The organism is Pseudideonella sakaiensis, from assembly GCF_048320135.1.
Taxonomy (GTDB): Bacteria; Pseudomonadota; Gammaproteobacteria; order Burkholderiales; family Burkholderiaceae_C; genus Ideonella_A; species Ideonella_A sakaiensis_A.
Genome location: NZ_CP182947.1, coordinates 2908338 through 2924845, shown reverse-complemented (window position 1 = coordinate 2924845; position 16508 = coordinate 2908338). Strand labels below are relative to the sequence as shown.

14 protein-coding genes are annotated in these 16508 nt (G+C 68.4%); 10 read left to right on the top strand and 4 right to left on the bottom strand.

Annotation, left to right across the window (positions count from 1 at the left end):
* Positions 1 to 30 precede the first annotated feature (30 nt).
* The 10 genes from ACNH6H_RS13240 to ACNH6H_RS13195 all read left to right on the top strand — a co-directional run bounded on the left by ACNH6H_RS13240 (position 31) and on the right by ACNH6H_RS13195 (position 12250).
* Complete coding sequence (locus tag ACNH6H_RS13240; protein WP_418318281.1) at positions 31 to 4263, top strand: YhdP family protein; 4233 nt, start codon at positions 31 to 33, stop codon at positions 4261 to 4263.
* Between the two features lie 27 nt (positions 4264 to 4290).
* Positions 4291 to 5151 carry a carbon-nitrogen hydrolase family protein gene (locus ACNH6H_RS13235; protein ID WP_418318279.1) on the top strand — a complete coding sequence of 287 codons (861 nt, stop codon included), beginning with the start codon at positions 4291 to 4293 and terminating at the stop codon, positions 5149 to 5151.
* 66 nt (positions 5152 to 5217) lie between these two features.
* On the top strand, positions 5218 to 6468 hold the full coding sequence (locus ACNH6H_RS13230) for a Yip1 family protein (RefSeq protein ID WP_418318278.1): 1251 nt from the start codon (positions 5218 to 5220) through the stop codon (positions 6466 to 6468).
* Positions 6469 to 6514: 46 nt separating this feature from the next.
* On the top strand, positions 6515 to 7435 hold the full coding sequence (locus tag ACNH6H_RS13225) for a LysR substrate-binding domain-containing protein (protein WP_418318276.1): 921 nt from the start codon (positions 6515 to 6517) through the stop codon (positions 7433 to 7435).
* 50 nt (positions 7436 to 7485) lie between these two features.
* Positions 7486 to 8004, top strand: coding sequence for a Dps family protein (locus ACNH6H_RS13220; RefSeq protein WP_418318275.1), 519 nt, complete (start codon positions 7486 to 7488; stop codon positions 8002 to 8004).
* A gap of 38 nt (positions 8005 to 8042) precedes the next feature.
* Positions 8043 to 8669: a DJ-1/PfpI family protein gene (locus tag ACNH6H_RS13215; protein WP_418321308.1), complete on the top strand. Its 627-nt coding sequence runs from the start codon at positions 8043 to 8045 to the stop codon at positions 8667 to 8669.
* An 82-nt stretch (positions 8670 to 8751) separates the two neighbouring features.
* The gene (locus ACNH6H_RS13210) at positions 8752 to 10407 is read left to right on the top strand and encodes a peptide chain release factor 3 (protein WP_418318274.1); all 1656 of its coding nucleotides are present in this window, start codon (positions 8752 to 8754) and stop codon (positions 10405 to 10407) included.
* A 120-nt stretch (positions 10408 to 10527) separates the two neighbouring features.
* Positions 10528 to 11280 carry a DUF5602 domain-containing protein gene (locus ACNH6H_RS13205; protein WP_418318273.1) on the top strand — a complete coding sequence of 251 codons (753 nt, stop codon included), beginning with the start codon at positions 10528 to 10530 and terminating at the stop codon, positions 11278 to 11280.
* A gap of 25 nt (positions 11281 to 11305) precedes the next feature.
* On the top strand, positions 11306 to 11725 hold the full coding sequence (locus ACNH6H_RS13200) for an SET domain-containing protein (protein ID WP_418318272.1): 420 nt from the start codon (positions 11306 to 11308) through the stop codon (positions 11723 to 11725).
* 291 nt (positions 11726 to 12016) lie between these two features.
* Positions 12017 to 12250 (top strand): hypothetical protein, encoded by a 234-nt coding sequence (locus ACNH6H_RS13195; protein ID WP_418318270.1) that lies wholly within the window; start codon positions 12017 to 12019, stop codon positions 12248 to 12250.
* 2 nt (positions 12251 to 12252) lie between these two features.
* On the opposite strand, the gene ACNH6H_RS13190 is transcribed toward ACNH6H_RS13195, so the two are convergent.
* The 4 genes from ACNH6H_RS13190 to ACNH6H_RS13175 are packed head-to-tail and all read right to left on the bottom strand — an operon-like array spanning position 12253 to position 16439.
* Positions 12253 to 12921: a histidine phosphatase family protein gene (locus tag ACNH6H_RS13190; protein WP_418318268.1), complete on the bottom strand. Its 669-nt coding sequence runs from the start codon at positions 12919 to 12921 to the stop codon at positions 12253 to 12255.
* Between the two features lie 10 nt (positions 12922 to 12931).
* The gene (locus ACNH6H_RS13185) at positions 12932 to 14110 is read right to left on the bottom strand and encodes a benzoate/H(+) symporter BenE family transporter (protein WP_418318266.1); all 1179 of its coding nucleotides are present in this window, start codon (positions 14108 to 14110) and stop codon (positions 12932 to 12934) included.
* A gap of 23 nt (positions 14111 to 14133) precedes the next feature.
* Complete coding sequence (locus ACNH6H_RS13180; protein ID WP_418318265.1) at positions 14134 to 15714, bottom strand: MFS transporter; 1581 nt, start codon at positions 15712 to 15714, stop codon at positions 14134 to 14136.
* Positions 15705 to 16439, bottom strand: a complete 735-nt coding sequence (locus tag ACNH6H_RS13175) for an NUDIX hydrolase (RefSeq protein WP_418318263.1) — start codon at positions 16437 to 16439, stop codon at positions 15705 to 15707. Before ACNH6H_RS13175 ends, ACNH6H_RS13180 begins: the two co-directional genes overlap by 10 nt.
* Between the last annotated feature and the right edge of the window lie 69 nt (positions 16440 to 16508).

The following is a 16508-nucleotide window of genomic DNA, read 5'->3' as shown; positions in this document are numbered from 1 at the left end:
CTCGCGACCCGCGCATTCATACGGTGATTCATGTCGTCCCTTCCGCCTCCGTCAACCGCCGCTTCCGCCAGCCCGACGGTTGCGGACAGGCCCTCGCGCAACGTGCCGCAGCGCTCGCTCGATGCAATGGTCTGGTTGCTGCGCGCCGCGATGGTCGGCCTGATCGCGTTGTGGAGCGTCCTGCTGCTGGTCTGGTTGATCCTTCACTGGGGAATTCTGCCCCACATCGACCAATGGCGTGGTGCGATCGAAAAGCGGGCCGGTTCGGCACTCGGTATTGAACTGAGCATCGGCGAGATCAAGGTCCGTTCGAGCAGCTGGGTACCGTCGGTCGAACTGCGCCAGGTGGTGTTGTTCGATCCGGATCGGCGGCCGGCGCTGGTGCTGCCGCGGGTCGTTGCCGCGCTGTCGCCGAAATCGCTGCTCGCCTTCGATCTGCGCTTCCAGCAGCTGTTCGTCGACGGCGCGCAGCTCGAGGTGCGGCGCGACCGGCAGGGCCGCATCTTCGTTGCCGGTTTCGACATCGCGCACCGCTCGCCGGACGACAGCGAGGACGGCGCCGCACTTCGCTGGCTGCTGAAGCAGCCGGAATTCGTGATCCGCGGCGGCTCGCTGCGCTGGACCGACGAGTTGCGCGATGCGCCGCCGCTGGTGCTCGGCGACGTGTTGCTGGTGCTGCGCAACGGACTGCGCCGCCATGCATTGCAGCTCGATGCAACGCCACCTGCCGAGTGGGGCGAACGCTTCAGCCTGCGCGGCCGGTTTCGCCAGCCGCTGCTGCAGCAGGACGGCCTGAAGGACTGGACCGGCACTGCCTATGCCGACCTGCCACGCGCCGACGTCCGGCAACTGCAGCGTTATCTCGATCTGCCGTTCGACATCTCCGAAGGCGATGGCGCCTTGCGTGCCTGGGTCGATCTGAAAGAGGGTGTGGCCACCGCAGCGACCGTCGACCTCGCGCTGCGTACCGTCGAGATGCGGCTCGGCGCCAAGCTGCAGCCGCTGCAGCTCGAACGCATCGAAGGCCGCCTGCTGGCCAGCAGGCAAGGCGAACACAACCGGGTCGAGGTGCGACAGCTCGGCTTTCGCACCGGCGACGGTCTCGAATGGCCGCGTGGCGATATCCGCGTCGACTGGAAACGCGGCGCCGACGGCAGCCCGGATGGCGGCGAGTTGCGCGCCGAGCGCATCGACCTCGATGCGATGTCGCAGGTCGCGGCGGCACTGCCGATCGGCGAACCGGTTCGCCGGCTGCTCGCCGAAACCCGCCCGCAAGGCCAGCTGAGCAAGCTGGAACTGAGTTTTACCGGCGCGCCGGATGCGCCGAGCACCTACCGGCTGAGCGGCAACCTCGACGGGCTGGCGCTGGCGGCAAAACCTGCCGCCGAGGCCGACCACATCGGCCGTCCCGGCCTCAGCAATGCCAACCTGAGTTTCCAGGCGACCGAACAGGGCGGCGAGGCGCAGCTGCGGATCAACGACGGTGCGATGAGCTTCCCTGGCGTCTTTGCCGAGCCGACGGTGCCGTTCGGCGAACTCAGCGCCGGACTGAGCTGGCGCATCGAAGCAGCGCGGCGCAGCAAGGCGGCGCCGAAGATCAGCGTGCTGGTGAAGGATGCACGGTTTGCGAATGCCGACGCCAGCGGCTCCTTGTCCGGCAACTGGTCGACCGGGCCCGGCGAAGGCAGCGGCCGCAACGGCCGTTTTCCGGGCCGGCTCGAGGTCGACGGCCGGCTCGCTGCCGGCTCTGCTGCCGCGCGCGTCGCGCGTTATCTGCCGCTCGGCATCGATGCCGAGGTGCGCACTTATGTCGAAAACGCGGTGCGCAGCGGCACGCTCGGCGCGACCACGTTCCGGATGAAGGGCAGCATCTGGGACTTCCCGTACGGCGACCCCGGCAGCCGCGGTGGCGAATTCCGCATTGCCGGCAAGGTCGACAACCTGAATTTCGCATTTCTCCCGAGTGCACCGGCGACTGCGACCGAACCGGCCTGGCAGTCGCCGTGGCCGGCGATGACCCAGCTCAGCGGCGAACTGATCTTCGACCGCACGTCGATGGAGATCCGCGACGCGCAAGCGCGCATCGGCAATGTCAGGCTGAACCGGCTGCAGGCGAGGATCGCCAGTTTTTCCGATGCGCCGACGCTGCTGATCGACGGCCGGGCGAAAGGGCCGGCCGCCGAGATGCTGAAGTTCGTCAATGCGACGCCGGTCGGCGAATGGCTGGACCACAGCCTGGCGCAGGCGACGATCGGCGGCGAAGGCGATCTGGGCCTGGCATTGACGATCCCGCTCGGCGACGGCGCAAAAACCACCGTCAAGGGCAGCCTGACGCTGGCTGGCAACGATGTCAGGCTGCGTCCCGACACCTTGCCACTTGCCAATGCACGCGGCCGCGTCGATTTCAGCGAGCGCGGCTTTCAGGTCGTTGGCGCCAGCGCCCGACTGCTCGGCGGCGAGGCCAGCTTCGAAGGCGGCAGCCAGCCCGACGGCTCACTGCGTTTCAGCGGCGGCGGCACGGCCAGCGCCGAAGGCCTGCGCCGCGCGAGCGAGCTCGGTCCGGTCGCGACGCTGGCCCGCAATCTGAGCGGCCAGACGAGTTACCGGGCGCAACTCGGTTTTGTCGGCGGCTACCCGGAGCTCAATATCAGCAGCAATCTGGTCGGGCTGGCCTCGGACCTGCCGATGCCGCTGCGCAAGGCCGCCGAGGCGCCGTTGCCGCTGCGCTACCAGGTCAATCTGGCCGGCGACCCGGCGGCCGGCGGACCGGTGCGCGACACGCTTCGGCTGGAACTCGGCACGCTGCTGCAGGCGCAATACCAGCGCGAATACCCGCGCGAACCGAATCCGGGCGGCGCCGGGCCGCGAGTGCTGCGCGGCGGCCTCGGCATCAATGAACGTGCACCGACGCCGGCCAGCGGGGTTGGCGCATCGATCAGCGTCGGTGTCGTCGATGCCGACGCCTGGCAGGCGGTCGCCGCCCGCTTCGGCGAGCCGGGCGACGGCAGCAGCAGCAGCAGCATGGCCGGCGGTTATGCGCCGCAGACGATTGCGCTGCGCGCGCGCCAGTTGCTGGTCAGCGAACGCCAGTTCAACGGCCTGGTCGCCGGCCTCAGCCTCGACAACGGCAACTGGCGCGCCAACCTCGAAGCCGAGCAGCTGTCCGGTTATGTCGAATACCGGCCTGCGCGCAGCGGCGCCGCCGGTGCCAGCGCAGCCGGCCGGGTTTATGCGCGGCTCAGCCGCTTGTCGCTGCCAAAACAGGAGGCAGAACATGTCGAGGATCTGCTCGAGCAGCAGCCGGCCAGCGTGCCGGCGCTCGACATCGTCGTCGAGGATTTCGAGTTGCGCGGCAAGCGGCTCGGGCGAGTCGAGATCGCGGCGACGAACCGGCAGGACGGCGGTGAGTCGGGCCGCGTGCGCGAGTGGCGGCTGACGCGACTGAACGTATTGACCCCCGAGGCGAGGCTGACCGCCAGCGGCAGCTGGGGCAGCGGCAGCGCGAATCCGGATGCGCCGCGTCGCTCCGAGATCGACTTCCGGCTTGAACTCGCCGACAGCGGCGGTTTTCTCGAGCGGCTGGAGATCGGCCGGGCGATCCGCGGCGGCAAGGGCGAGATGGCCGGGCGCATCGGCTGGCGCGGCTCACCGCTGTCGCTCGACTACAAGACGCTGCGCGGCCAGTTCAAGGTGGCGATCGAAGCGGGCCAGTTCCTGAAAGCCGAACCGGGTGCGGCGCGGCTGCTCAGCGTGCTCAATCTGCAGGCATTGCCGCGCCGGCTCGCGCTCGATTTCCGTGATGTCTTCCAGCGCGGTTTTGCCTTCGACAGCATCGCCGGCGACGTCGGCATCACGCAGGGCGTCGCGCGGACCAACAACCTGGTGATGCGCGGCACGCAGGCCGCGGTGCTGATGGAAGGCGTTGCCGACATCGAGAAGGAGACGCAGGATATCCGCGTGATCGTCGTGCCCGAGATCAATGTCGGCACTGCATCGCTGGCCTATGCGGCGATCAATCCGGCGGTCGGCCTCGGCGCCTTTCTCGCGCAACTGGTGCTGCGCAAGCCGCTGATCCAGGCGAGCACCCGCGAATTCCACGTCAGCGGCAGCTGGGACGATCCGAAGGTCGAACGCGTCGACCGCCGCTTCGATGCGCCGCTGCCCGATCTCGAACCGGCGCCACTGCCGTCGGCGACGGCGTCGGCGCCGGCGCCGGCCTCCCTGCCCGCCGCACGTGCGCCCGCCGAGGCGCCGCCCCGTTGAAACATCCATGAAGCCGAGGACAGACCGATGAAGATTGCCGCGATCCAGATGGTTTCGACGCCGCGCGTTGCCGACAACCTGGCCAGCGCGCGCCGGCTGATCGGCCAGGCCGCCGCTGCCGGCGCGCAGCTGGTCGCGCTGCCCGAATATTTCTGCGTGATGGGCCACAGCGACCGCGACAAGCTGACGATCGCCGAGGACGACGGCAGCGGCCCGATCCAGCAGGCGCTGGCGGATATCGCACGCGAATTCGGCCTGTGGGTGATCGGCGGCACGCTGCCGATCCGCTGCGCGCCGGGCAGCGCCGACGCTGGCGAACGGGTCACCAACAGCTGCTGCGTCTATGACCCGAACGGCGAGCGGATCGCGCGCTACGACAAGATCCACCTGTTCCGCTACAGCAACGGCCAGGAAAACTACGATGAGGCGAAGGTGCTGCGGCCCGGCAGCGAGCCGGTGGCTGTCGACCTCGGCGCAGCCGCCGTCGACCAGCCGCTGCGGCTCGGACTGTCGGTCTGCTACGACCTGCGCTTTCCGGAGCTGTACCGCGCGCTCAGCTTCGTGCCGGGTGCGCCGCCGTGTGACCTGATCTCGGTGCCGTCTGCCTTCACCTTCAGCACCGGCCGCGCCCACTGGGAGCTGCTGCTGCGCGCCCGTGCGGTCGAGAACCAGTGTTTCGTGATCGCGCCGGCGCAGGGCGGCACCCACGAGAATCGGCGCCGCACCTGGGGCCACAGCATGATCGTCGACCCGTGGGGCGAGATCCTCGCGGTGCAGGCCGAAGGCGAAGGCGTCGTCAGTGCCGACCTCGACATGGCGCGGCTCGCCGCGGTGCGCGAGCAGCTGCCCGCACTATCCCATGTCGGCGGATTTGGACACAATGGCTGAGCGCAGCCCGCGCAGCGGTCGGCGCCCGGCCGGCGGCCGCTCCGCCGAGAAACCAGAGGTCGATTCATGAACCTGGTGCAGCGCGTCAAGGCCATCCTGCTCGATCCGAAAGCGACCTGGCCGAAGATCGAGGCCGAGCCGGCGACGACCGCGCGGCTGTATACCGACTACCTGATGATCCTCGCGGCGATTCCGGCGATCGCCGGTTTCATCGGCATGTCGATCATCGGCTTCGGCGGCATGGGTGTCAGTTTCCGGGTGCCGTTTTTTGCCGGGCTGATGAACATGGTCGTCAGCTACGCGCTGAGCCTGGTCGCAGTATTCGTGTTGTCGCTGGTCGTCGATGCGTTGGCGCCGACCTTCAAGGGCGAGAAAAACCCGCTGCAGGCGCTGAAGCTGGTGGTGTATGCATCGACCGCGGCGATGGTCGGCGGCATCTTCAACCTGTTTCCGATGCTCGCGGTGCTCAGCCTGCTGGCCGCGCTGTATTCGATCTATCTGATCTACCTCGGCTTGCCGGTGCTGATGAAGTGCCCGCAGGACAAGGCGATTCCATACACCGCGGTCGTGATCCTGTGCGGCATCCTGCTCAGCATCGCCGTCGGCGCGCTGGCCGCGCTGGTCTTGCCGTCGCGCATGATGCCGGGCATGGGCAACATCGGCGCGGCGCCCGCCGGCACATCGGGGTCCGATGTCACCTTGTCGGTACCGGGCGCCGAGATCAAGCTCGACACCAACAGACTCGAGGAAATGGCCAGGCAGATGGAGGCGGCCGGCAAGCAGCTCGAATCGGCACAGCAGTCGGGCGACCCCGCCGCCACCGGCAAGGCGGTCGGCGAAATGCTCGCCGCGCTGGGTGGGGCGGCAGCGCCGATCCCTTCGGCCGAGCTGAAGGCGCTGCTGCCGCAGAGCATTGGCGGACTGCAGCGCGAGGAGATCGAATCGCAAAGCGGACAGGCGGTCGGTGTCGCAGGTTCGTCGGCGCGCGCCCGTTATGCGCAGGGCGATCGCAGCCTCGACCTGGCGATCACCGATCTCGGCGGCTTCGCCGGCATCGCATCGCTGGCCGGGTGGGCCAAGGTGACGTCGGATCGCGAAACCGGCGAGAAGATCGAGAAGACCTACCAACGGGGCAAGCGAACGTTCAAGGAAGAAGCCTGGAAGGACGGCAGCCGCGGCGAACTGACGGTGCTGCTCGCCAACGGGGTGATGGTCGAGGCCGTCGGCACGCAGATCGATCTGGCAAAGCTCAGGGCCATCGTCGACGAACTCGGCCTCGAGCGGCTCGAGACGATGCAGCGCCCCGAGAAGTCCTGATCGGCCAATCAACGGCCGCGTCGGCGGCTGCGCTATTCTCAACCGCATGACCCTGACCGAGTTGCGCTACATCGTTGCCGTTGCCCGGGAAAAACATTTCGGCCGTGCCGCGGAGGCCTGCTTCGTATCGCAACCGACGCTGAGCGTCGCGATCAAGAAGCTCGAGGAGGAGCTCGACGTCAAGCTGTTCGAACGCGGCGCCAGCGAGGTCAGCGTGACGCCGCTCGGTGAGGAGATCGTGCGCCAGGCGCAGCAGGTGATCGAGCAGGCGGCGGCGATCAAGGAAATCGCCAAACGCGGCAAGGACCCGGTCGCCGGCCCGCTGCGCGTCGGCGTGATCTACACGATCGGGCCCTATCTGCTGCCGGAGCTGGTGCGCGAGGCGATCGCGACGGTGCCGCAGATGCCGCTGGTGCTGCAGGAAAATTTCACTGCGCGGCTGCTCGACATGCTGCGCACCGGCGAACTCGACTGCGCGATCCTTGCCGAGCCGTTCCCGGATACCGGGCTGGCGGTCGCGCCGCTGTACGACGAACCGTTTCTGGTGGCGGTGCCGACCTCGCATCCGCTGGCCAGCCGCAAGTCGATCAGCGCCGAGGAACTGAAACACGAGACGCTGCTGCTGCTCGGCACCGGCCACTGCTTCCGCGACCATGTGCTCGAGGTCTGCCCCGAATATGCGCGCTTCTCGAGCAATGCCGAAGGCATTCGCAAGAGCTTCGAGGGTTCGTCGCTGGAGACGATCAAATACATGGTCGCCGCCGGCATGGGGGTCACCGTGGTGCCGGTGCTCGGCGTCTCGAAGGATGCGCAGCCGCATGTGCGCTACATCCCGTTCAGCGACTCGGTGCCGACGCGCCGCGTCGTGCTGGCCTGGCGCCGTACCTTCACCCGCTACGAGGCGATCGCCGCGTTGCGCAATGCGATCTACGCCTGCGAGCTCGACGGCGTGGAACGCCTGTCCTGAGCCGGACGCGGCTTGCCGGCCCGGCCGATTTCAAACCTGATGGAGTCTGCATGGCAAAAAAGAACAAGTCCCAGGGTGGCAGTGCCGCCAACGGCCCGCGAATCAACATCGGCATCGATGAGGAGGACCGGCTGGCGGTTGCCGGCGGCCTGGCCAAGCTGCTCGCCGATACCTATACGCTGTACCTGACGACGCACAATTTCCACTGGAATGTCACCGGGCCGATGTTCAACAGCCTGCATGCGATGTTCATGGAGCAGTACACCGAGCTGTGGAATGCGGTCGATCCGATCGCCGAGCGGATCCGCTCGCTCGGCGTCGCCGCGCCGGGCTCGTATGCGCAGTTCGGCAGCCTGAGCTCGCTGCCGGATGCGCCGGATACGCCGCCGAAGGCGATGGAGATGGTGCGCATCCTGGTCGACGGCCATGAAGGCGTCGCCCGCACCGCCCGCGGCATCTTCGCCGCCGCCGAAGCCGCCGGCGACGAGCCGACCGCCGATCTGCTGACGCAGCGCCTGACGGTGCACGAGCAGACGGCGTGGATGCTGCGTTCGATCCTGCAGGAGTGACGATGGCCGGCCCGGCAGGCGAGCAGGCATCGCGACCGATGCGGGTGGCCATCCTGGCCTTCGACGGCTTCAACGAGTTCGACTGCTTTCTGCCGCTCGGCCTGCTGAACCGGCTCGCCGACCTCGGCTGGAAGGCCGAGCTGGCCAGCCCGAGCAGCCATGTGACGTCGATGAACGGCGTCACGGTGCAGGCGCAACGCGCACTCGAATTTGCCAACGAGGCCGATGCGGTGATCTTCGGCGGCGGCCTGTATGCGCGTGCGATCGCCGAAAACAGCGCGCTGCTCGACCGGCTGCAGCTCGATCCGCTGCGCCAGCTGATCGGCGGCCAGGGCTCCGGCACGCTGCTGCTGGCCCGGCTCGGCCTGCTCGGCGATACGCCGGCCTGCACCGACAGCGCAACCAAACCGTGGGTCGTCGAGGCCGGCGTGCGGGTGATCGAGGCGCCGTTCCACTGCCGCGGGCCGGTCGCGACCGCCGGCGGCGGCATGGCGGCGCAGTATCTGGCGGCGTGGATGATGCTGCGCGGCGCCGGCCGGCAGGCCGCTGCACGCGCGCTCGCGCAGACCGCGCCGGTCGGCGAAACGGCGCAATATGTCGACCGCGTGCTGGCGGTGGTGTCGCCACGCGACGCGGCGGATCGGAACCGCCCCGCCGGCAGCTGACACGGCGGCGCCGGGCCGCCGCCGATAATCACTCCCTTTGCACTGCGCAGCCCCGGCCGGGCTGCGCCAGCCACCGCTCGTCATGTTGACCGAATCCCAGACCACCCCGGCGACCCGCGCGCTGCGCAAGGAAGTCCAGCGCCGCCGCACCTTCGCGATCATTTCCCACCCCGACGCCGGCAAGACCACGCTGACCGAGAAGCTGCTGCTGTTCTCCGGCGCGATCCAGATCGCCGGTTCGGTGAAGGCGCGCAAGGCGAGCCGCCATGCGACATCGGACTGGATGGAAATCGAGAAGCAGCGGGGCATTTCGGTCGCGTCGTCGGTGATGCAGATGGAATACCGCGACTGCGTGATCAACCTGCTCGACACCCCGGGCCACCAGGACTTTTCCGAGGACACCTACCGGGTGCTGACCGCGGTCGATGCGGCGCTGATGGTGATCGACGCGGCGAACGGCGTCGAGCCGCAGACGCGGCGGCTGCTGCAGGTCTGCCGCGCGCGCAACACGCCGATCCTGACCTTCGTCAACAAGATGGACCGCGAGGTCAAGGAGCCGCTCGACCTGATGGACGAGATCGAGCGCGAACTCGGCATGGAGGTGGTTCCCTTCACCTGGCCGGTCGGCATGGGCAAGGCCTTCCACGGCGTGATGGACCTGCGCGAGCAGCAGATGCGCGTCTTCAGCCCCGGCGAGGACCGCGACCACCGCAATGACGAAATCCTCGCCGGCCTCGACAACCCGGCTTATCCGCGGCGCTTCGGCATGCAGTACGACCAGGCGAAAGGCGAGATCGAGCTGCTGCAGGATGCGGCGCCGCCGTTCGACCACGAGGCGTTTCTGGCGGGCCGGCAGACACCGATGTTTTTCGGTTCGGCGGTCAACAATTTCGGCGTCCGCGAGGTGCTCGACGCACTGGTCGACCTGGCTCCGCCACCGGCGATGCGGCCGGCGATCCAGCGCGAAGTGGCGCCCGACGAAGCGAAGTTCACCGGCGTCGTCTTCAAGATCCAGGCCAACATGGACCCGGCGCACCGCGACCGCATCGCCTTCCTGCGCGTCGCCAGCGGCCACTTCGAACGCGGCATGCGGCTGAAGGTCGTGCGCTCGGGCAAGGAGCTGCGGCCGAATTCGGTCGTCAGCTTCCTGAGCCAGCGCCGCGAACTGCTCGACGAAGCCTTTGCCGGCGACATCATCGGCATCCCGAACCACGGCGTGCTGCAGCTCGGCGACACGCTGACCGAAGGCGAATCGCTGCAGTTCACCGGCCTGCCGTTCTTCGCGCCGGAGATGTTCCGCTCGGTCGAAGTCGCCGATCCGCTGAAGACCAAGCAGCTGCGTGCCGGATTGACGCAGCTCGGCGAGGAAGGTGCGATCCAGGTCTTCCGGCCGCTGGCCGGCACGCTGCTGCTGCTCGGCGCGGTTGGCCAGCTGCAGTTCGAGGTCGTTGCGCACCGGCTCGAACATGAATACGGCGTCAAGGCGCGCATCCTGCCGAGCCGCTTCCAGGTTGCGCGCTGGGTCAGCTGCGACCCGGCCGACGGCGGCGAGCGCGAGCTGAAGCGCTTCATCGACGCCAATTCGCACCGCGTCGCCTACGACGCGGTCGATGCGCCGACCGTGCTGGTCGAATATGCGCCGGAGCTGCGGGCGATCGAGGCCAACTGGCCGAAGATCAGGTTCCACGCGCTGCGCGAACACGCCGGGCTGGTCTTCCACCAGCGGATGGACAACTGAGAAATCCAGGCGACGCGCTCGGGACTGCAGATTCTCCGAGTCTGCCGGTGCGGCATTTGACACCCGTGTCCGATGCCCGCAGCCTGTCGGTTCGAACAAGAACCGGAAAAAGGAGTCCAGATGTCACATTCACTCTCGATCCACCGGCGCGGGTTGATCGGCGCACTCGCCGCCTCGGCACTGCTGCTTGGCTGCGGCGGCGACGGCGACGGCCTCAGCACCTATCTCGGTGCATCGCGTGCGGTCGGCAACGGATCGGCCAATACCTTCGTGCGGGTCGCCGACGATGGCTCGATCAACAGCTATGGCTTCACCTTCACCGAAGCCGCGTTGAGCGGTCTGCCGGCCGGATCGACCGCCCATGTCCTGGCGATGCCGACCGCGCCGGTTGCGGCAACGGTCGTCGACCACATGTCGCTCGACTGGGAACCCGCCGGGCACGAGCCGGCAGGCGTCTTCAACGTGCCGCATTTCGACATGCACCTGTACCTGATCAGTCAGGCCGAGCGCGGCCAGATCGCATTTGCCGCCGATGCGCCGGCGCCGCCGGCGGGGGTGGTTCCGAGCGGGTATGTGTCGACCCAGACCGTGGTGCCGGCGATGGGACAACACTGGATCGATCCAAGCGACAGCAATGTGTCACCGGGCAATTTCAAGCACACGCTGATCTACGGCTTCCACGGCGGCAAGATGGTGTTCTTCGAGCCGATGGTCACGCAGGCCTTCCTGAACACCAAGCAGTCTTTTTCGGGGCCGATGAAACAGCCGACCACTTATCCGAAGCCCGGCTGGTACCCGACCCGATGGAGCATCAGCTACAACGCCGTCACCAAGGTCTATTCGGTGACATTCGACAACATGGTCAGGCGATGAAGCGCCGCGGCGTGCGGATCGACTGATGGCCACGCCGGCCAATCCGCAGAAATTCGCCGTTGCCACCGGGCCGAGCGCAATCGACGGCACCGGCGCGTTCGCCGCCGAAGCGGTGCCGGCGCGGCGCAAGATCGGCGAGATCCGCGGCGAATCGATCAGCGTGCGCGAGGCGCGGCGGCGCGCGAAGGGGCAGCAGCGGATCATGCTGATCGAGGTCAGCGACAAGCGGGCGATCGACGCGTCGCAGTCGACCGACCCGCTGCGTTTCACCAACCATTCCTGCCAGCCGAATGCGGTGCTGCGGATCCGCCAGGGCCGGGTCGAGTTCTATGCGATGCGCGCGCTGGCCAGCGGCGAGGAAATCACCGTCAACTACGGCGAAACCCACCACGAAGGCCGGTTGACCTGCCGCTGCGGCGCCGCGGGCTGCGTTGGCAAGCTGTAAGAAGCGCAACCGCCCGGGTGCGGTATTTGCAAAATACCCACAGATTGTTGACATCTGCACTGAGGAACTGGCTTGTCTGATGACCTGCCGACTTAGAGTGGTCGTGACGTCCGGATTGGGCGTCGAACCAGTCCGTCGTGCCGGACCATCGCATCAGTAGGCGATTCCTTGGCCCTCCACGGCGGCAAATGGCCGCTGCACAACGGCGGCAAGGATTCAACGATGAGCCCCCAGACAGTTCCCCCGGTTGACGCAGAGGACTTGCGTGCCCGGTTGACCGACCCCAGCCCGATGCAACGGGCAATCGGCCTGCATGCCCTCGAAATGGCGGTCGCCGATTGCTGCAGCCACGACGGCACGGCCGCCAAGCTGGCCGCCGAGGTCGACCGCTTCACGTCGCGCGGCATTCCGTTCTACCAGCCGAACGATCGCAACTTCCGCTCCTGGGTCGACCGAGCCGTCGCCCATTGGCAGCGGCTGCACGAAACCACCGGCGATCTGTCGCCGCCTCGCAGCACCGCCTGAATTCAGGCGTAGGTGATCCAGCCGCGCACAGCGGCGTCCGCCAGGTGCGGCAGTGCATTGAATTGCACCAGCGCATGGCGCTTCGGATTGAACGCCAGTTCGGTGACCGAACTGTTGCGCATCCGCAGGTTCAGTTCGACCGTCGTCGCGGCCGACACCTGCAACACCTGGCCCACCGCGGTCGAGATCGGCCCGCCGCTCGACACCACCAGCACATTGCCGGCAAACTGCCGCCGCACATGATCGAGCACCGCCGCGACATCGGCGGCAAATTGCCGGTGGCTCGGCATGCCGGCAGGATCCACCTCGCCGGCCATCCAGCGCAGCAGGCCGCTGCGCAGCAGCCGGAAATGCGCGCGCACCTGCTCGGCATCGGCCGGCCGCGGCTGTGGCCGCGGATCGATCGCGGCAATCACCGCGGCGCTGTCGTATTCGTCGAGTCCGGGCCAGACCTCGGTCGGCGCCTGCCGGCCCAGCCCCTGCTCGATCGCCGCCAGTGACTGCGTCTGCCGGCGCAGCCGGCCGACCAGCGCGGCCTCGAAGACGATGCCCTGCTCGGCAAACCAGCTGCCGAGCCGCTCGCACTGGCGCTGGCCGAGTTCGCTCAGCTGGTCGTAGTTGTCGGCGCCGAACGACGCCTGGCCATGACGGACGAGATAGAGGCTTCCCATCGGCCGATTGTCAACCGGGCAGCCGCAAGCGCTGCACCACCAGCGCAATCGCGCCGGCCACCACGCCCCAGAATGCCGAGCCGACACCCCACAGCACCAGCCCGCTGGCGGTGACGAGGAAGGTGACCAGCGCCGCCTCGCGGCTGGCGTCGTCGCGCATCGCGGTCGCGAGGCCTGTCCCGATCGTGCCAAGCAGCGCGAAGCCGGCGACGGCGAGCACCAGCGCTTTCGGAAAGGCCGCAATCAGGCCGACGACGGCGCCACCGAGCAGACCGAGCACGATGTAGAAGACGCCGGCCATCACAGCCGACATGTAGCGCCGCGCCGGTTGCGGATGCGCCTCCGGCCCCATGCAGATCGCTGCGGTGATCGCCGCGAGGTTCAGCGCAAAGGCGCCGAACGGCGCCAGCAGCAGCGTCGCGACACCGGTGGTCGTGATCACCGGCGACACCGGTACCGCAAAACCGGCGGTGCGCTGCGCCGCGACACCGGGCAGGTTCTGCGACGCCATCGTGACGATGAACAGCGGCAAGGCCACGCCGATCGCGGCGGTCAGGCTGAATGCCGGCGTCGTCCAGACCGGCACCGCCCACTGCCAGTCGACACCGCCGAGCGCCAGCCGGCCCTGCGCCGCGGCCAGCGCCATGCCGAGGCCGAGCACGCCGGGCACCGCATAACGCGGCCACCAGCGGCGGCCTGCGAGATAGACGAGTCCCATCGGCGCAACCAGCGCAAATTCGCTGCCGAGCGCCAGAAAGGCCTCGATCGCGAAGCGCGCGAGCACGCCGGCCAGCAAGGCGGCGGCGAGCGCCTGCGGGATGCGGTTCATGATCCGCTCGAACAGCCCGCTGACTCCGGCCGCGATGATCAGCAGCGCACAGACGATGAAGGCGCCGATCGCCTCGGCCATCGGCACGCCGACGCCGGCGGTGACGAGCAGCGCGGCGCCCGGCGTCGACCACGCGGTCAGCACCGGCATCCGCCACCACAGGCTCATGCCGATGCTGCTCAGTCCCATCCCGAGGCCGAGCGCCCAGACCCAGGATGCGATCTGGCCCGGCGTCGCGCCGAGCGCGGCAGCGGCCTGGAAAACGATCACCACCGAGCTGGAAAAACCGACCAGCACCGCAACGAAGCCGGCGACCACCGCCGGCAGCGACAAATTAGCCAACCAGGTTCTGACGAGCATCTGTTCCGAATCGAATTACCGGATCAACGCTCGGCAATGTAATGCGCGACGTCGACGGTTTCGCCGGGCAGCACGAAGGCGCGAACCCGGGCCTCGATCTGCTGGTCGGCAAGCGTCGCCCGCGAGCGCTGGTGCAGGTAGTCGGCCCACGACGTGACGATGAAACGCTCGCAGAAACGCGACGGGTCCGACAGGTCGCGGTAGACGCGCCAGAAGGTCGCGCCGTCGCGCCGCCGCGGCGCACGCAGCTTGGTGATCGCGGTCAGGAAGGCATCGGCCGCATCGGGATGGATGCGGTAGCGGAATTCGACCGCCACCGGCCCGGCGCCGGGCGCCGGTTCGCGCGGCACGAACAATTCCTCCCACGCGGTGACCTGCGTGACATCCTGCGCCTCGCCGACACGCAGCGGAAACGGCTTCGCGAGCAGCAGCCCGGCGGCCATCACCAGCGATGCGCCGATCAGCGCCGACGACAAGCCGAAGATGCCCGACAGCGCGCCCCACAGCGCCGAGCCGAGCGCAAACGAGCCGAGCGCGCACAGGCTGTGCATCGCCAGCGCCCGCGCCCTGACCCACGGCGGCACGCTGGTCTGGGTTGCGGTATTGAAGGTCGCCATCACGACCATCCAGGCGCCGCCACCAAATACCAGCGCGACATAAACCAGCAGCGGCCAGCGCGACAACGCGGCGATCAGCATCACCGCGGCGAACACGACGCAGCCGCCACCGACGATGCCTTCGAGCCCGACGCGGGCGCGCAGCCGCTCGATCAGCAGGCCGGCCACCACCGCGCCACCGCCGAGACAGGCCATCAGCAGACCATAACCGGCGGCGCCGAGGCCGAGCTGGCGCTGGCCGATCACCGGCAGCAGCGCCCAGAGTGCAGACCCGGCGCCGCTGTAGGCGACGGTGCGGATCAGTTGCGCGAGCACGATTTCCGAATGGCGGGCAAAACGCAGCGCGCTCAACATGCCGCCCCACATCCGTTCCGGCGGCAAACGTGACGGCGGGTGTGGCCGTGGCGGCCAGCGGCGGATCGAATACCACATGCCGACCGTGCCGAGCGCGGCGAGCACGAAATTCCAGCCGCCGCCGATGCCGGCGTAGATCACGCCGGCGAGTGCCGGGCCGATTGCGCGCGCGGCATTCCAGTTGATCGAGATCGCGGTGATCGCCTGCGGCAGCAGGTCGCGCGGGATCGAGTCGGCGATCGTCGAATTCCAGGCCGGCTGCATCAGCGCGGTGCAGCTGCCGGCAACGAAGACGAGGAACAGGATCGTCGCCGCGCCGGCGACGCCGGTCAGCAGCAGCACGCTGAGCAGCACCACCGACACCGCCTGCACCGCCAGCGCAATGCTCATCAGCCGCTTGCGGTCGGCGGTATCGGCCATCACGCCGGCCGGCAGCGACAGCAAAAACATCGGCAGGAATACCGCGGTCTGCACCAGCGCGGCCAGAAAGTCCGAGCCGGTGACCTCGACCATCATCCAGGCCGCCGACATCGTCTGCATCGCATTGCCGAGAAAAAACAGCCCGGCGAAGATCCACAGGCCACGGAAGGCACGATGGCTCAGCAGGCCGTCGGCGGCGATGTTCAACGCCATGCAAAGTCCGGCTGGTCGAAATGGGCGACGCGGGTGGGCCGATCCAACAGGCAGACCTCGCGGAACTGGTACAGCAGCGCCGCCGTCGGCGCGGCGATCCAGCTGCCGCCGACCGGCATCCGCAGCACCGGATGCGGGCCGTGGCGGCTCGCCTCGAGCATCGGCGAATCGGCGCGCAGCCATTCGCCGAAGCCGATCCGGTGGATGCTCTGGACCTCGGCCGGGTTCAGCTGCAGCCGCTCGGCGCTGCCGGCCCAGACGACGACCGGCGTGATCAGGTAGCCGGAGCGGGTTGCATAGTCGTCGAGCCGGCCGAGCACCGCATCCGGCCCGAGCTGCAGATCGATTTCCTCGGCCAGCTCGCGCAGCGCCGCCTGCTCGGCGGTTTCATCGCCATCGACGCGGCCGCCGGGCAGCGCCCATTGGCCGCCGTGGCTGCGCAGGCTGCCGCTGCGCCGGGTCAGGATCAGCGCGGCGGCCGTCGACCAGTTCGAGTGGGTCGGCAAACCAGGCAGGTCGGCGCCGAGACCGCTTTCGGTGACCGCCAGCGCGACCGCGGCACGGCGCAGCTCGGGGCCGTCCGGAAGCGCCGCCAGGCCGGGCGCATACGCGTCGAGCCTTTGCTGCAGCAGCTGGCGCAGCGCGTCGTCGCAGTTCCAGAGACCCTGCGCAGCGGGCGGCGCGCCGGTCTGGCCGACAATGCCGGGTTTGGTCAATGGCTGCATGCGGGACACCGGCCGATTGTGCGCGGTCGCGGCCGATCCCGTTGCTGTCGCCGATGCGGCAGCGCAAGC

Excerpts from the sequence above, each read along its gene's own strand:
- ACNH6H_RS13240 (WP_418318281.1), top strand. The coding sequence starts at position 31 with ATGTCGTCCCTTCCGCCTCCGTCAACCGCCGCTTCCGCCAGCCCGACG.
- ACNH6H_RS13235 (WP_418318279.1), top strand. The coding sequence starts at position 4,291 with ATGAAGATTGCCGCGATCCAGATGGTTTCGACGCCGCGCGTTGCCGAC.
- ACNH6H_RS13230 (WP_418318278.1), top strand. The coding sequence starts at position 5,218 with ATGAACCTGGTGCAGCGCGTCAAGGCCATCCTGCTCGATCCGAAAGCG.
- ACNH6H_RS13225 (WP_418318276.1), top strand. The coding sequence starts at position 6,515 with ATGACCCTGACCGAGTTGCGCTACATCGTTGCCGTTGCCCGGGAAAAA.
- ACNH6H_RS13220 (WP_418318275.1), top strand. The coding sequence starts at position 7,486 with ATGGCAAAAAAGAACAAGTCCCAGGGTGGCAGTGCCGCCAACGGCCCG.
- ACNH6H_RS13215 (WP_418321308.1), top strand. The coding sequence starts at position 8,043 with ATGCGGGTGGCCATCCTGGCCTTCGACGGCTTCAACGAGTTCGACTGC.
- ACNH6H_RS13210 (WP_418318274.1), top strand. The coding sequence starts at position 8,752 with ATGTTGACCGAATCCCAGACCACCCCGGCGACCCGCGCGCTGCGCAAG.
- ACNH6H_RS13205 (WP_418318273.1), top strand. The coding sequence starts at position 10,528 with ATGTCACATTCACTCTCGATCCACCGGCGCGGGTTGATCGGCGCACTC.
- ACNH6H_RS13200 (WP_418318272.1), top strand. The coding sequence starts at position 11,306 with ATGGCCACGCCGGCCAATCCGCAGAAATTCGCCGTTGCCACCGGGCCG.
- ACNH6H_RS13195 (WP_418318270.1), top strand. The coding sequence starts at position 12,017 with ATGCAACGGGCAATCGGCCTGCATGCCCTCGAAATGGCGGTCGCCGAT.
- ACNH6H_RS13190 (WP_418318268.1), bottom strand. The coding sequence starts at position 12,921 with ATGGGAAGCCTCTATCTCGTCCGTCATGGCCAGGCGTCGTTCGGCGCC.
- ACNH6H_RS13185 (WP_418318266.1), bottom strand. The coding sequence starts at position 14,110 with ATGCTCGTCAGAACCTGGTTGGCTAATTTGTCGCTGCCGGCGGTGGTC.
- ACNH6H_RS13180 (WP_418318265.1), bottom strand. The coding sequence starts at position 15,714 with ATGGCGTTGAACATCGCCGCCGACGGCCTGCTGAGCCATCGTGCCTTC.
- ACNH6H_RS13175 (WP_418318263.1), bottom strand. The coding sequence starts at position 16,439 with ATGCAGCCATTGACCAAACCCGGCATTGTCGGCCAGACCGGCGCGCCG.